This window comes from Fictibacillus tiangongensis, assembly GCF_048083785.1.
Lineage (GTDB): Bacteria > Bacillota > Bacilli > Bacillales > Fictibacillaceae > Fictibacillus.
The window spans coordinates 445,770-458,844 of record NZ_CP182294.1 but is presented as its reverse complement, the minus strand read 5'-3'; the positions used below and the strand labels follow the sequence as shown (position 1 = coordinate 458,844).

General features: G+C 39.6%; 14 protein-coding genes. 6 read left to right on the top strand and 8 right to left on the bottom strand.

Features of this window, described 5'->3' with window-relative positions; translation table 11 throughout:
* Positions 1-128 precede the first annotated feature (128 nt).
* A complete protein-coding gene (locus ACNJYY_RS02620) occupies positions 129-701 on the top strand; it encodes a GNAT family N-acetyltransferase (RefSeq protein ID WP_416730450.1) in 573 nt (190 codons plus the stop codon).
* Positions 702-733: 32 nt separating this feature from the next.
* Here ACNJYY_RS02620 and ACNJYY_RS02615 read toward each other — a convergent pair whose 3' ends face one another.
* Both ACNJYY_RS02615 and ACNJYY_RS02610 read right to left on the bottom strand, forming a co-directional pair.
* Positions 734-1,906 carry a toxic anion resistance protein gene (locus ACNJYY_RS02615; protein ID WP_416730449.1) on the bottom strand — a complete coding sequence of 391 codons (1,173 nt, stop codon included), beginning with the start codon at positions 1,904-1,906 and terminating at the stop codon, positions 734-736.
* Positions 1,893-2,561: a 5-bromo-4-chloroindolyl phosphate hydrolysis family protein gene (locus ACNJYY_RS02610; RefSeq protein WP_416730448.1), complete on the bottom strand. Its 669-nt coding sequence runs from the start codon at positions 2,559-2,561 to the stop codon at positions 1,893-1,895. The genes ACNJYY_RS02615 and ACNJYY_RS02610 overlap by 14 nt, the downstream gene beginning before the upstream one ends.
* 915 nt (positions 2,562-3,476) lie before the next feature.
* Here ACNJYY_RS02610 and ACNJYY_RS02605 point away from each other — a divergent pair.
* Entirely contained in the window at positions 3,477-4,580 is a 1,104-nt protein-coding gene (locus ACNJYY_RS02605) for a PRK06851 family protein (protein WP_416730447.1), read from the top strand.
* Positions 4,581-4,669: 89 nt separating this feature from the next.
* Entirely contained in the window at positions 4,670-5,122 is a 453-nt protein-coding gene (locus ACNJYY_RS02600) for an SgcJ/EcaC family oxidoreductase (RefSeq protein WP_416731791.1), read from the top strand.
* A gap of 42 nt (positions 5,123-5,164) precedes the next feature.
* Here the strand turns inward: ACNJYY_RS02600 and ACNJYY_RS02595 are convergent, their stop codons facing one another.
* The 5 genes from ACNJYY_RS02595 to recQ form a co-directional block, all read right to left on the bottom strand.
* Positions 5,165-5,353 carry a hypothetical protein gene (locus ACNJYY_RS02595; RefSeq protein ID WP_066390930.1) on the bottom strand — a complete coding sequence of 63 codons (189 nt, stop codon included), beginning with the start codon at positions 5,351-5,353 and terminating at the stop codon, positions 5,165-5,167.
* Positions 5,354-5,564: 211 nt separating this feature from the next.
* On the bottom strand, positions 5,565-6,404 hold the full coding sequence (locus ACNJYY_RS02590; protein WP_416731790.1) for a 1,4-dihydroxy-6-naphthoate synthase: 840 nt from the start codon (positions 6,402-6,404) through the stop codon (positions 5,565-5,567).
* A gap of 5 nt (positions 6,405-6,409) precedes the next feature.
* A complete protein-coding gene (locus tag ACNJYY_RS02585) occupies positions 6,410-7,072 on the bottom strand; it encodes a futalosine hydrolase (RefSeq protein ID WP_416730446.1) in 663 nt (220 codons plus the stop codon).
* Between the two features lie 19 nt (positions 7,073-7,091).
* The gene (locus ACNJYY_RS02580) at positions 7,092-8,288 is read right to left on the bottom strand and encodes a class I SAM-dependent rRNA methyltransferase (protein ID WP_416730445.1); all 1,197 of its coding nucleotides are present in this window, start codon (positions 8,286-8,288) and stop codon (positions 7,092-7,094) included.
* Positions 8,285-10,426 carry a DNA helicase RecQ gene (recQ, locus tag ACNJYY_RS02575; RefSeq protein ID WP_416730444.1) on the bottom strand — a complete coding sequence of 714 codons (2,142 nt, stop codon included), beginning with the start codon at positions 10,424-10,426 and terminating at the stop codon, positions 8,285-8,287. The genes ACNJYY_RS02580 and recQ overlap by 4 nt, the downstream gene beginning before the upstream one ends.
* Positions 10,427-10,591: 165 nt before the next feature.
* On the opposite strand from recQ, the gene ACNJYY_RS02570 reads away from it, so the two are divergent.
* The 3 genes from ACNJYY_RS02570 to ACNJYY_RS02560 all read left to right on the top strand — a co-directional run bounded on the left by ACNJYY_RS02570 (position 10,592) and on the right by ACNJYY_RS02560 (position 12,133).
* Positions 10,592-10,939, top strand: a complete 348-nt coding sequence (locus tag ACNJYY_RS02570) for an ASCH domain-containing protein (RefSeq protein ID WP_416730443.1) — start codon at positions 10,592-10,594, stop codon at positions 10,937-10,939.
* Between the two features lie 17 nt (positions 10,940-10,956).
* Positions 10,957-11,394: a DUF2269 family protein gene (locus tag ACNJYY_RS02565; protein WP_416731789.1), complete on the top strand. Its 438-nt coding sequence runs from the start codon at positions 10,957-10,959 to the stop codon at positions 11,392-11,394.
* A 310-nt stretch (positions 11,395-11,704) separates the two neighbouring features.
* On the top strand, positions 11,705-12,133 hold the full coding sequence (locus ACNJYY_RS02560; RefSeq protein WP_416730442.1) for a hypothetical protein: 429 nt from the start codon (positions 11,705-11,707) through the stop codon (positions 12,131-12,133).
* A 38-nt stretch (positions 12,134-12,171) separates the two neighbouring features.
* On the opposite strand, the gene ACNJYY_RS02555 is transcribed toward ACNJYY_RS02560, so the two are convergent.
* Complete coding sequence (locus ACNJYY_RS02555) at positions 12,172-12,879, bottom strand: hypothetical protein (protein ID WP_416730441.1); 708 nt, start codon at positions 12,877-12,879, stop codon at positions 12,172-12,174.
* Positions 12,880-13,075 lie beyond the last annotated feature (196 nt).

Sequence of the window (13,075 nt, the reverse complement as noted above, 5' to 3'; positions counted from 1 at the left end):
TTATTGAAATAACAAATCCTCATATTCTATGCGAGGATATAGGAGATGCATTACTACTTTTGTTAATAAATTTAATCAAAAAAACATGAATATTAAGCTTGTACGATGAATAGACTGGTAGGTTATATTTGTCTTATACATATGAACAGAAAGAAGTTGGAATGATGCGAAATGTTATGTTAAAGAACACCCTTAGGGTTGAAATTCGCGAAGCTGTAAGTAATGATGCAGTGAACATCATCAATTTTTACAATGTGGTTGGGGGTGAAAGTGATTTTTTATCCTTCGGAGCTGGTGAATTTAAACGAGAAATAGAGGATTATAGTAATTACATTGTCTCTGTCTCGAAGGAACCTAATTCGATCATGCTGCTTGCAACAATTGATTCAGAGATTATTGCGATCGCAACCATCAACTCCTCGCAGAAGGAAAGAACGAAACATGTTGGAACATTGGGGATTGTTGTTTCTAAAAAGTTTACGGGGTTAGGATTAGGTAAAGCATTGATGAATGAACTAATAGAGTGGGCAAGACAAAATGAAATTACTCGAAAGATTAGTCTCGTAACAAACGAGAATAACACGAAGGCAATCGACCTTTATAAAAAGTTCGGTTTTGAAGAAGAAGGTTTGCTGAAGCAAGATAACTTTATTAACGGAACCTATCAGAACACGGTAATGATGGGGTTGATTCTACAGTAAAAGGTACCTGCATTTTAGCAGGTACCTTTTATTTACTCACCTTTAATCTCTAGCAGCTTCTGCCTTAAACCGATTTCCATCGTAGCCAACTCTTCTTCTGCAAGACGTCGTTTCACTCGCCCTTCTTCTTGAATACGCAGTGTTTCCTCTAAGGTTGAAAGAAGGTTTTCTTGCGTTTTCTTTAACGTTTCAATATCGATTAAGCCGCGTTCGTTTTCTTTTGCGGTTTCGATCGTATTGGTTTTTAACATCTCAGCATTTTTTAGTAAAAGCTCGTTCGTTGTTTTGGAAACTTGTTTTTGAGCTTCTACTGCATTACGCTGTCTGATTAACGTTAGTGCAATAGCGACTTGGTTCTTCCACAACGGAATAGCCGTCATGATGGACGATTGAATTTTTTCTACAAGCGCTTGGTTTGTGTTTTGAATAAGTCGAATTTGTGGCGCACTCTGGATCGTGATCTCGCGACTTAGTTTTAAGTCATGAACACGCTTATCTAGTCGGTCAGCAAACTGGACCATGTCATTTACTTCTTGAAACTTCATTTGATCATTTGTCTGTTCAGCCACTCTTCTCATCTCAGGAATCGTAACTTGGTTCAGCTCATCCAGCTTAAGCTCTCCTGCTGCTATATATACGTTCAGCGCTTGAAAGTACTCTTTATTGTTTTCGTACAATTTTTCGAGCATGACGATATCAGACATAAGAACATTTTTGCTGCCGTCTAGCTTTACCGAAATACGATCAATCTGAGCTCCTGTTTTTTGATATTTCGATAGGACTTCCTGAACAGAGCCTGATATCTTTCCAAACATGCGGCCGATCAATGTAGGTTTGTTTGACTTTAATTCTTCAGGATTGACATCTTGAAGCTTTCTCATCAAATCTCCAATAATCTCACCTATTTGCCCTGTGTCTTTCTTTTTCACATGATCGAGCATGGTATTCGAAAAGGAATGAAGTTTTGCCTGTGCAGGTGCTCCGTATGTGATCATCGTCTGGTGGTTCGTTGGGTCGATCTGTTTCGCCAGCTGATACGCTTTTTCTTTATTTTCTTCTGGGAGAACATCTATTAATCGTACCTGTTTGTTTTCATTCGAAGGCACAGTTGCTTCTTGCTGTTCGCCAAAAGGGTTAGCCAACAAGTCATCCATTAGATTTGTCGATTCATCTGAATGGTTAAGGGGTTCATTATTTTCTTTCATTTATATCGCCTGCCTTTTTTATGGATTGTTGGGAGTCTTTATGGGAATTAATCGAGTACTTGGCTACATCGATCTCATAATGTAGGTCATCTATATCATTTGACAGTACTTGGTATAAATCCTTTTCGATCTGATCGATCAGTTCATCAAGTGTTCTTTTCGTTTCTACCAAAGATTGCGTTAATTCTTTTGATTTTCTTGGCTGCGAGGATAGAAACATATATTTCTCGGTAAGCTCAACAGCTGAATCTAAATGAGAAAAATAGAATTGTTCTGCTTGATAAAAACGTCTTGGTTCTTTTTGTGTTAAACTCTGGATCTTTCTAACTACACGTACAAGGTCCGCTCTTTGCTTTAAAGTTGGCAGGTCTCGGACTGAAAACATCGCTTTTTGCAGTCTATAGATCTTAGGTTTTGCTTCGTCTAAGTTTTTTCTGATGTATTTATACTCTCTTCTAGATAAGTGATGTTCACTGAGAAATCTCTGCTTTTGAAGAAGTCCTGTTGCTGTGTATGCGGCAGCTCCTCCAGCTACTGCAATGCCTGACGACAAAAGGTAGGTCTGGTCATACCCAATAATACTTGCCAGCCATACTCCTACTGAAGCTGGGATAGCAACAAACATGCGGATAAAAAAAGCTAAAAATCCGTTCATTGTAATCGACTCCTGACATAAACTCTTTACTATTCATACGGATGTAACGGTTTCTGAGTTTCGTTTAAATAAAAAAAGTTCATCTATACTATGTTTCTATTATTACCTTATCGAAACCTTCCTAAAATAACCATGGCTTTAAGAAGTAATGTGTTCTAAGACTTAAGGCGTATATATAAAAACTCAAAATGGAGTTGATTAATCAAATTCAGGATATAAACAAAACAAAGACGCTGAATATGTATACATCACATAAACAGCGCCTTTAGCTTAAACTCACTTTATTCACTTAAACGTTCTTTCCTTTCTTACTAATACACAAATGCTAGTTATTGTCCCTAACTAGACTTCAATTAATTGTTCGTTCAATCAATTGCCTTGCATTAGATCTTATTTTTCCTCTACTTCTGGTAAATTCCCACACGCCCACATGCTGCGAAAATAGTTTTCACCGGCTATTTCCATCTGCAACACGATCTTAGCATGCTTCGCTCACATACGTCATTGGAATCATCCTCTTTCGTTATGTGTATTTGCGCGTTCCCACATACCCACACATCTCGAAATCAGTTTTCACTGGCTGATCTCTAACTGGATGTGATTTGATATGCTTCGCTTACTTATTTCATTGGAATCACGCCTTCCTTTATTTGAAGTAGTGTTTCTTTGTTAATTACATATTAACTCATTCTAAATTTTATTTAAATATTCAGAATAATCAATTTTATGTGATTTAGGGTGGATTTATTCCTTTTTTTTAAACCATACTCCCTCATTCGTAAAATTTCTTTTTATTTCATCATATTTCAACAATTTAAATAATTAATGTGTTTTTTTAGGCTATCACCTATTCCATCTTCCTTACATAACATGCATGTAGAAACACAACTACAAAAAAGAGGAGTGTTTTGAACCTTGACTGGAAAAATTCTAAATTATTATGCTGGCGGCAATACGGCTAGAGGTTTTCACAACTTATTTCCATCAAATCTTAGTGGTCTTGATCGCCTTTATATTTTAAAAGGCGGACCTGGCACTGGTAAGTCGACACTTATGAAAGCGGTCGGGGAAAAGTGGAACACTGAAGGCTATGATATCGAATACATTCATTGCGCTTCAGACAACGGTTCGATTGATGGTGTGATCATCAGAGAACTCGGTATCGGAATTGTAGATGGTACTTCTCCACATGTTATTGAACCAAAAGCCCCTGGAGCGATTGAGGAATATGTGAATTTAGGTGAAGCGTGGGATTCTAAAAAACTCACAAACAAAAAAGTGGAAATATTAAAGATTACAGATTCGATTTCTGCTGATTATCAGAAAGCATATGCAACTTTCCATGAAGCGCTCCTCATTCATGATGAATGGGAAGAAATCTATATTATGAACATGAATTATGAAAAAGCTAATGAACTTACAGATGAACTGATGCATCAATTTTTTTCGAAAAAAGTAAATAAAGCCGCGAACGTTTATCACCGTTTTTTAGGAGCTGCTACCCCAAAAGGTGCAGTCGATTTTGTTCCAAACTTAACAGAAGGTCTAGAAAAAAGATTCTTCATTAAGGGAAGACCTGGATCTGGAAAATCAACACTGCTAAAAAAGTTGGCAGCAAATGCCGAGGCTTCAGGTTATGATGTTGAAATTTATCATTGTGGGTTCGATCCTAACAGTTTGGATATGGTGATCGTAAGAGAGCTCGGCTTTGCAATTTTTGATAGTACAGCACCTCATGAGTATTTTCCTGAACGTGAAGGTGACTCCATCATAGATATGTATGAAAAGACGATTAAAAAAGGAACGGATGAAAAATTCTTTGATAATCTAAAAGAAATCAGCGGCCGCTATTCAAAAAAGATGAAAGAAGCGATCGGATATTTAGCAGATGCAAAAAGTAAGCACGATGATTTAGAAAAGATCTATATAGCTGCGATGAATTTTTCAAAGATCGACAAAATTCACAAGAAAATCGATCAAGAAATCGAAAAACTAACCGCTGCAAAACAACAAAAATAGTATCTGACGCAGCCACTATTTTGAGGATGGTGGCTGTTTTGTTATGATGGTCATAAGACAATCTTACATATGGAGGACAGGTTTTAGTGATGAATACAGAACATACAAAAGCTGTTGAAGATCTATATTTTAACTTCTTACACGCGTGGAACGAGCGGAATTCACGTGCTATGGCTGATCATTTTACCGAAGATGGTGAGATGGTTGGATATGATGGAAGCCAGGCATTTGGTCCTGAAGAGATTCATGCTCATCTCGAGCCCATTTTCAGCAGCTTTCCGACTCCACCTTATTACGCAAAATTGAAGAACGTTTCTTCCTTAAGTGATGATGCTGTCATGGTTCGCGCTATTGCTGGCATGGTCCCAGTAGGAAAGAAGGAACTATCTCCAGAATTGAACACGCATCATACAGTAATTGCAGTTAAGAATGATGAAAAATGGTTCATCAAACTTTTTCAAAACACACCTGCTCAATTTCACGGACGTCCTGAACTATTAGATCAGATGACGGAAGAGCTTCGTGGTTTACTACCTAAATAAAAACAAGGAAACCCGCTTAAGTTACAGCGGGTTTCTTCATGTCTATTTTCTTAAAATTTCTTTGAGCCCTTTATAAATCAACACCGCTCCAAATACAAGAACAGTTAAAATCGCGATAATTTTAACAGCTGGACCGAATGCAGCTAAAAACGTACCGCCTAGTGGAAGTGCAAGTAGAAAATAACCAGCTAACAAAGCACCAATGAGTGTTAATACGTTTGTATTAGACATATTGCGCCTCCTTATAACAGTTTTTCTTCTCGTTATAAGATATGCGCGGGTGTGGAGAGTGGTTAATTCTATATTATGCAGGTTTCATTAAACAATCTGTCCAATTTAGGAGTTAATCTGTCCGATGTTCCCTGTAATCTGTCCGATTCCCATGATAATCTGTCCAAAGTCCATAATAATCTGTCCAATCTAAGAATTAATTTGTCCATTCTTAAATTTTCAATAGATTCGTATAATCCTTCTTCGGCACGATGCCTTCTTCTCCGGCACGGTTCAATAGAGTTGTAATGGCCTCAAAGCCCTTGTCACCAAGATCCGCAGTAAAATCATTCACATACAGATCGATGTGAGATTTCGCTACGTCTTCTGAGAGTTCGCTCGCGTGCTGCATCACATACTCTCTTGATGCCTCAGGCTTTCGCCACGCATACTCTACCGATTCACGTATCCAGGCTGCGATAGGCTCTAAATCTAGTGAACGGCGCGCGATGATCGCTCCTAGTGGAATGGGCAGTCCCGTATCTTCTTCCCACCAGCTACCCATATCAGCCAACAGATTCAATCCGTAATTTTGATACGTAAAGCGTGCTTCATGGATGACAAGACCTGCATCAATCTTACCTTCTTTTACAGCAGGCATGATCTCATTGAACGGCATAACGATGATCTCGCCTACTCCGCCAGGCACATTTTGAGCTGCCCATAAACGGAAAAGCATGTAGGCTGTAGAGCGCTCACTCGGAACAGCCACCTTTGCTCCTGATAGCATATCTGGCGTAACATCACCTAGCTCCTTCACCAGAACTAACGGACCACATCCACGACCGAGTGCCCCTCCGCAAGGAAGCAGAGCATATTTATCCAAAACATAAGGAAGCGCTGCGTAGGAGATTTTTAAGATATCAAGTTCATCTGACTCAGCAGCTAAGCCGTTTGTAATATCAATATCTGCATATGTAACATCAAATTCTGGAGCCCCAGGAACAAGACCATGAACCAATGCATGAAAAACAAACGTGTCATTGGGACAAGGTGAAAACGCAATACTCATTTTACTCATAACAATACCTCCGCGATAACTTTACTAGCTCTCTCTAGTGTATCGAACGCTTCCTTCATACGCCAAGCAGAACGATCTCGCGGACCAATCGGGTTTGATATGGAACGAATCTCAAGCACTGGCTTTCCAAATTCTTGTGCCGCTAACGCTACACCATAGCCTTCCATCGCTTCAGCTACTGCATCAGGCTCACGATCCTGTAGAATTTTTGTGGTTTCAGAAGTCCCTGTCACTGTAGACAGTGTTAAAATGTTGCCGAGTTGAACAGCTACTCCTGCGAGCTTTAATGATGTTAAGCAGTGCATGACCAGCTCGCTGTCTGCTTTTATGCGCGTTGAAGCACCAAAACCAAGCCCATCTAATGTGATGAATCCTTCAGGAGATTCTGCCCCAAGATCTCCTGAAATTATCTCATCCGCAATAACAAGTGTTCCAACATCTGCTTTTTCCTGAAAGCCGCCAGCAATCCCCATATTGATCACAAGGTCGTAGTCTTTTGTTAAAAGTGCTTTTGTTGTTTGGACCCCTGCTGAGATCGGACCAACTCCCGCTAATACCACATCAACCGAAGATGTGTGACCAACTCCTCTTGAGATCGCCTCTTTTTCAGCAGCTACAGAAGTCATGATTAAAATACGGCGTTCGTTATTCATCGACATGAAGATCCCCTTTCGCCGGTTAGCTTAATTTTTCAATGAACACTACTTTTAAATAGTTACCCTCTTTGAACTCTTTGTGTGTTTTAAAATCTTGTGGAAGCTTAAACTCTTCCAAAATGTTATACGTTCCGCCTGTTTGTTTAAAAGCTGACGCTATCATCTCTTTGAACTTCTTCATCCCAAACGTTGAGCAGTTAGAAGAAGCAACGATTACACCGTTTCTTTCTGTAATCTTGATCGCTTGTGCTAACAGTTCAGGATAATCTTTCCCTGCACTGAACGTGTGTTTTTTAGAACGCGCAAAGCTAGGTGGATCTAGAATAACAAGGTCAAATGACATCTCTTTTCGAACAGCATATTTAAAATAGTTGAACACATCTTCAACAATGATGTCGTGGTCTTCATAGTTCAGACCGTTTACACTAAATTGTTCTTGCGTCTTGCTTCGGCTTCTATTCGCTAAGTCAACACTTGTCGTTTTCAGAGCACCACCAAGAGCAGCCGCAACTGAAAACGCGCCAGTATAAGAGAATGTGTTCAGAACGGTTTTCCCTTTCGCATATTGATCACGGATCGTCTTTCGCACGTCACGCTGATCCAAGAACACACCGACCATCGCACCATCATTCAGATATACTGCAAAGTGGATGCCGTTCTCTCTCACGATCAGTGGACTTGGCGCTTGTTCACCTTCAACAAAATCGTCATCATCAATATATTTTCCTTTTACATCAAAACGCTTCTTCTCGTAGATACCTTTTACTTTAACAAGCTCTTTAAGAGAAGTGATCACTTCATCCTTAAAAGAGTAGATACCTTCACTATACCAAGTTAGAACGTAGTAGCCGTTATAGTGGTCGATCGTCAGTCCACCGATTCCGTCTCCTTCACCGTTAAACACGCGGAATGCTGTCGTTTCATAATTGTTAAATAGATCTTGGCGATGGTTGATCGCTTTTTTCAGTTTCTTCTCAAAGAATTCTTGATCGATGAGTTCTTGTGAATTTTGCGTGAGCACCCACCCGCGGCCTTTATTTTGTTTTCCATAATACCCCTTACCAAGGAATACATTCTTTTCGTCAAAAAGTTCAATAATCGTTCCTTCTTCTTTTACGTTGCTTATATTTTGTACAGTATCCTCCGTAATCAATGGAAAACCTGTTTTTAACCCCTTCACATAAGATGGTTTTACTTTTAATCGGACATTCTTCTTCATCTTGTCACCCGTTTCTTATTTTCGTTTTGCAGCAAGTAAACTTTAATCATAAAGTAACTTACTTCTTCAGGAAGTAATTCTTTGATCGGCTTTAACTTTTCTCCGCCGGCTTGTTGAATGGCATCTTCAATCTTTGAGATATATTCTTCTGGAATAACGTCCTCCATCTGAACATCCATTCCTTCTTGCATGCATTGAATAAGATGATTTTCGACCGTACTTAAAGCTAGTCTCCGATGATCAGCGATCTCATCGACTGCCATCTTTTCTTTATAGAGAGTGTATGTTTCAAGATGGGAATCAGGCGTTGTCTTTTTGGCAGGTTCTTTTGCAACGGTACTCTGATCCGCACCTTCTCTTCGCTCAGGGTGTTCAGTTAGATAATTTGAGATAGCAGAGATAAACCGCTCTCCATACTTCTCTAGCTTATTCTGACCTACACCCGTCACACTCAAAAATTCAGTTCTTGACTCAGGCAGTTTCACGCACATATCTTTTAACGCCGTATCTGCGAAAATAACGAACGGTGGAACGTTCTCTTGTTCTGCTATTGTCTTACGCACGATTCGAAGCTCTTCAAATAACGGATCATCTGCAGCAACTTGTTTAGTTACTACCGCTTCTTTACGCATGATCTTTTCTTTTCCGAGCAGGATGTCTTTCCCTTTTTCTTTTATATAAAGAGTTGGGAACGTACCATGTTCAACGGCGATGATCTCTTGTGAGATAAAAAACTCAATGAGGTCTGTTATTTCTTTCGTGCTTTTATCTTTCAGCATGCCGTAAGTTGGCAGCTTATTAAATCGCATCTCTAACACTTTTTTATTTTTGGAACCGGTCAGTACTTGTGCGATCAATGTCTTTCCGAAACGCTTCTGCCCCATTCGTACGATACATGACAATACGATCTGCGCTTCTCTTGTCACATCGATGCTCTCACGATTATCTGTACAGTTGCCGCACCGGCCGCATGGGGGTATTTCTTCATCACTAAAATAGCGGACGATCGATTGCTGCAGACAGCTTTCGGTGTAGCAATAATCCACCATGAGTTGAAGTTTCTCCAGCTCTTGCGCCATACGGTCCTGCTCACTAGACTGATCGATCAGAAAACGCTGTACCTGAACGTCTTGTGATGAATATAGCAGGATACATTCACTTGGAAGTCCATCACGGCCAGCACGGCCAGCTTCTTGATAATAACTTTCCATGTTTTTGGGCAGCTGAAAATGGATAACATATCTGATATTAGATTTATCGATACCCATCCCAAACGCAGAAGTAGCCACCATGACCGATGATTCGTCTTGAAGAAATTGTTCTTGTTGTTCCATACGCTCGTTGTCATTCATTCCTGCATGATAACGAGATACGTTGATGCCGCTTTTTTGGAGTGTTTCATAAAGCTGATCAACCGTTTTACGTGTTGCTGCGTATATGATCCCCGCTTCTTTCTCGTTCTTTTTGAGAAAGTCTTTTAAGTAAGAAAGACGGTCTTGTCCCTTAATCACAGAAAAAGATAAGTTTTCACGTTCAAATCCGGTTAATACCGTCTTGTTCTCATCAATATCAAGTGACCAGCAGATGTCCTGGCGAACACGCGGTGTAGCTGTTGCAGTTAATGCGAGTACTACCGGACGATTCGGCAGATTACCGATCATTCTTTGAATACGCTGGTAGCTCGGTCTGAAGTCGTGTCCCCATTGCGAGATACAGTGCGCTTCATCTACCGCTATTAGTGGAATATCTATCTGTCTCAAATGATCCATAAAGTCATAGGATTCTAGACGTTCTGGTGCAATATATAAAAGTTTATACTCACCGCTTTTCGCCTTTTCAATTCGTTCTCTCGCCTCTGCTGCTGTAAGTGAAGAATTGATGAAGGCCGCGGAAATACCTAACTGCAATAATGTATCAACCTGATCTTTCATTAATGAAATTAAAGGAGAAATAACAATTGTTGTTCCTTCAAAAACAAGGGCAGGTATTTGATAACAGATCGATTTCCCGCCACCTGTAGGCATAACACAGAGTGTATCGTCACCCGCTAAAACCGATTGTATCGCTTGCTCTTGTCCATTCCGGAATGAAGAATAACCGTAATGCAAATTCAGCATTTGCTTTGCTTTTTCTATCAAAACTTAAATTAGCCTCCCTCAGGTAGAGTCATCTCTTGATTATAAAGGTACTGACTCAACATAGCAAAGACACATCTTACCGTTTTCTTCCGATAAAAATAGACAGACTACTTAATAAAATGTGATACATTAGGAATTGGAGAAATGAAAAAGGAGTTTTTACATATGACAAATCAAGAAAACAACAATTTACCGCCAAAAACGTGTACCATAGAAAGACTTGTAACGATGCCGGCTGATGTAGCTAAAGTTTTAGAAGGCAAGAAAACGGCAACTCGCCGTAACGGACGTTATGCAGACATTGGGGAGATTATGGAATTAGAAGGTCATTCGTTCGTAGTGAACAATGTTTACCGCCAATCTCTTGGTGACCTAACCGACCAACATGCCCAAGACGAAGGCTTTGCAACAGTTGAAGAGTATAAGAATGCTATTCTTTCGTACCACCCAGGTATGCCTTGGCTTCCTCATATGCAAGTATGGGTTCACGAATTCAGTCCTGCTAAAGGTTAAACTGTAACTTAATGGATATTTTGTATCGTATTTTTTTGTATATCCATATTTTAAGCGTAATCATTTCTGTAGGCCCGTTCTTTATTCTGTTCCCACTGATCAAAAAACTGAGAACCGCTAGTGGAGATGAGATGCAGGCTTATCTTGGCACGTTTCGGTTTGTCGTTTGGCTCGCCAAACACGCGGGTCACGTCTTAGTATTGTCAGGTTTATTGCTTGTGTTCAAAGGATCTTGGACGTGGGACACACCTTGGATTCTCATGACTTTAATCATCTTGTTCTGCTCGCTGTTCTTTTTAGCGCGCGCCTTTTCACCGACGCTTCGAAAGTTTGATGATGAAGCGCATGATAAAGCGGCGCTAGCTCAGAAATTGCAGCGTGCCGTTTGGATATACCTCGGATTGTTGATGATCATGCTTTGGTTTATGGTCGGAAAGCCATATTTGTGGTTTTAGATTGCATGATAGGTTGGAAAAAGCTGCTCCCTTTTAGAGGGTGCGGCTTTTTTTACTTGGTGTCCACTCGGAGTGGACAAATTTAGTTGGGCAGACTAAAAATGTGGATTGGAGCCCAAAACTCGTGGATTAAACAGGGAAACTTTTGGATTCAGCAGGAAAATTTTTGGATTCAGAAGTTATTTTTGTGGATTCATTCTGTTTGTGTCCAGCTGGCAAAGAAATAGGGTCTATGTAAGAAGAAATTTGCCTCTCTATATAGAATAAACTATGTATGAAACTCCATTTTCAGAAGAGGAGGCACATATTCATGGATTTGCATCCGATCACAGTCATTGAAATCATGTTCACCTTAACTTTGATCAGCGCACTTTACATTGTTGCTATTTTTGTACCCAAAACAAAACGAAAAATCGGCCTATATACCGCCAGTGTCATCACATCTCTCATTTTACTATTTTTCATCATACGTCCCTTTTGGATCGACTATCATGTCTCCGTAAAAAAAGACCAGCTCACCCTATATTTAGAGAAGCAATTTCCTAATGAAAAGTGGCAGATTACACAAAACATCGGACGGCAATACAATCCTTATATCTTCTTAGTAGAGTTTCATAATGAAAAGGGTTGGAAGTATCACTATTTTGTGAAGAATGCAGACCACATTAAGCAGCACGGTCTTAGCATGCCAGATGGTTCTGAGAAAATAGAAGGTAAACATAAGCGAAATGATTGGTAGTAAAAAAAGAAAACCTCCTTTACTTGGAGGTCTTACAGTTATAATGACTCTCGTGTTGTTATAGTCAGCTCCCAGCCCCTATTGATGGCTCCTTGGTCTTGAGTAAATTGATCATATACATATAATCGCCATGCACCATTCGGATTCGTTCCATTAAAAACACTAAGAACCGTTCCATAAGGAAGTCCTGGCGCACCTGGTAATGCTGTAACTGGAAGAGTAGTACTTGGTTTATAAATGCCTGATGGAGGAATAGCATCTTCTGTCATAGAATTTACTGCAGCATCACTGAACGTATACGTAGCATTTACAACACCAGGACTAAAGCCTCCAACTGTAGACATTAAGATGACATTCTGTTCTTGAGGACCTACAAGCAATATTTGAAGATCAGCTAAATATGAATGTGTGAGGTTACGGAGAGTTACCGTCACATTTGCAACTGTCCCACTTAAACCTGACACATTAATAGTCGATGGATAAGGTGTTGCAGCTCCGCTATCAGGAATTGTAAAAACATTAGGATTAGAAAATCTATTTATGTTTACAGCCGTTCTGCTACAGATAACCGCCGTTATGCATCTACAGTCTAAAGCAAGTACTTGGTTACCACTCGTTATACCCACTACACAATTTCCGTTGATTCCTTGAAAAATAAAAGGAATCTGCCTGTTACCTATTAACAGAACTACAGCTTGCCCGTATTTCAAACATTTTAACGTGTGACAAACACATGAATGAATCATCGTTTCCCACCTCCCTTTATACGGTTACTTCTATAATATGCATGTCTCCTACTTTTGCTTAGGTAACACAGTATTTAATTTCACAGAAATTGAAAACCCTTTCATTATCTAATAATATTAAATATTTTAAAAATTTATATAATTCCTCTTGTCCCTCACTTTCTAAGCTGTTATGATTGTGAACATTATATTTCTA

Coding starts and splice junctions, on each gene's coding strand:
- ACNJYY_RS02615 (WP_416730449.1), bottom strand. CDS start 1,906: ATGAAAGAAAATAATGAACCCCTTAACCATTCAGATGAATCGACAAAT.
- ACNJYY_RS02610 (WP_416730448.1), bottom strand. CDS start 2,561: ATGAACGGATTTTTAGCTTTTTTTATCCGCATGTTTGTTGCTATCCCA.
- ACNJYY_RS02600 (WP_416731791.1), top strand. CDS start 4,670: ATGAATACAGAACATACAAAAGCTGTTGAAGATCTATATTTTAACTTC.
- ACNJYY_RS02595 (WP_066390930.1), bottom strand. CDS start 5,353: ATGTCTAATACAAACGTATTAACACTCATTGGTGCTTTGTTAGCTGGT.
- ACNJYY_RS02590 (WP_416731790.1), bottom strand. CDS start 6,404: ATGAGTATTGCGTTTTCACCTTGTCCCAATGACACGTTTGTTTTTCAT.
- ACNJYY_RS02585 (WP_416730446.1), bottom strand. CDS start 7,072: ATGTCGATGAATAACGAACGCCGTATTTTAATCATGACTTCTGTAGCT.
- ACNJYY_RS02580 (WP_416730445.1), bottom strand. CDS start 8,288: ATGAAGAAGAATGTCCGATTAAAAGTAAAACCATCTTATGTGAAGGGG.
- ACNJYY_RS02570 (WP_416730443.1), top strand. CDS start 10,592: ATGACAAATCAAGAAAACAACAATTTACCGCCAAAAACGTGTACCATA.
- ACNJYY_RS02560 (WP_416730442.1), top strand. CDS start 11,705: ATGGATTTGCATCCGATCACAGTCATTGAAATCATGTTCACCTTAACT.
- ACNJYY_RS02555 (WP_416730441.1), bottom strand. CDS start 12,879: ATGATTCATTCATGTGTTTGTCACACGTTAAAATGTTTGAAATACGGG.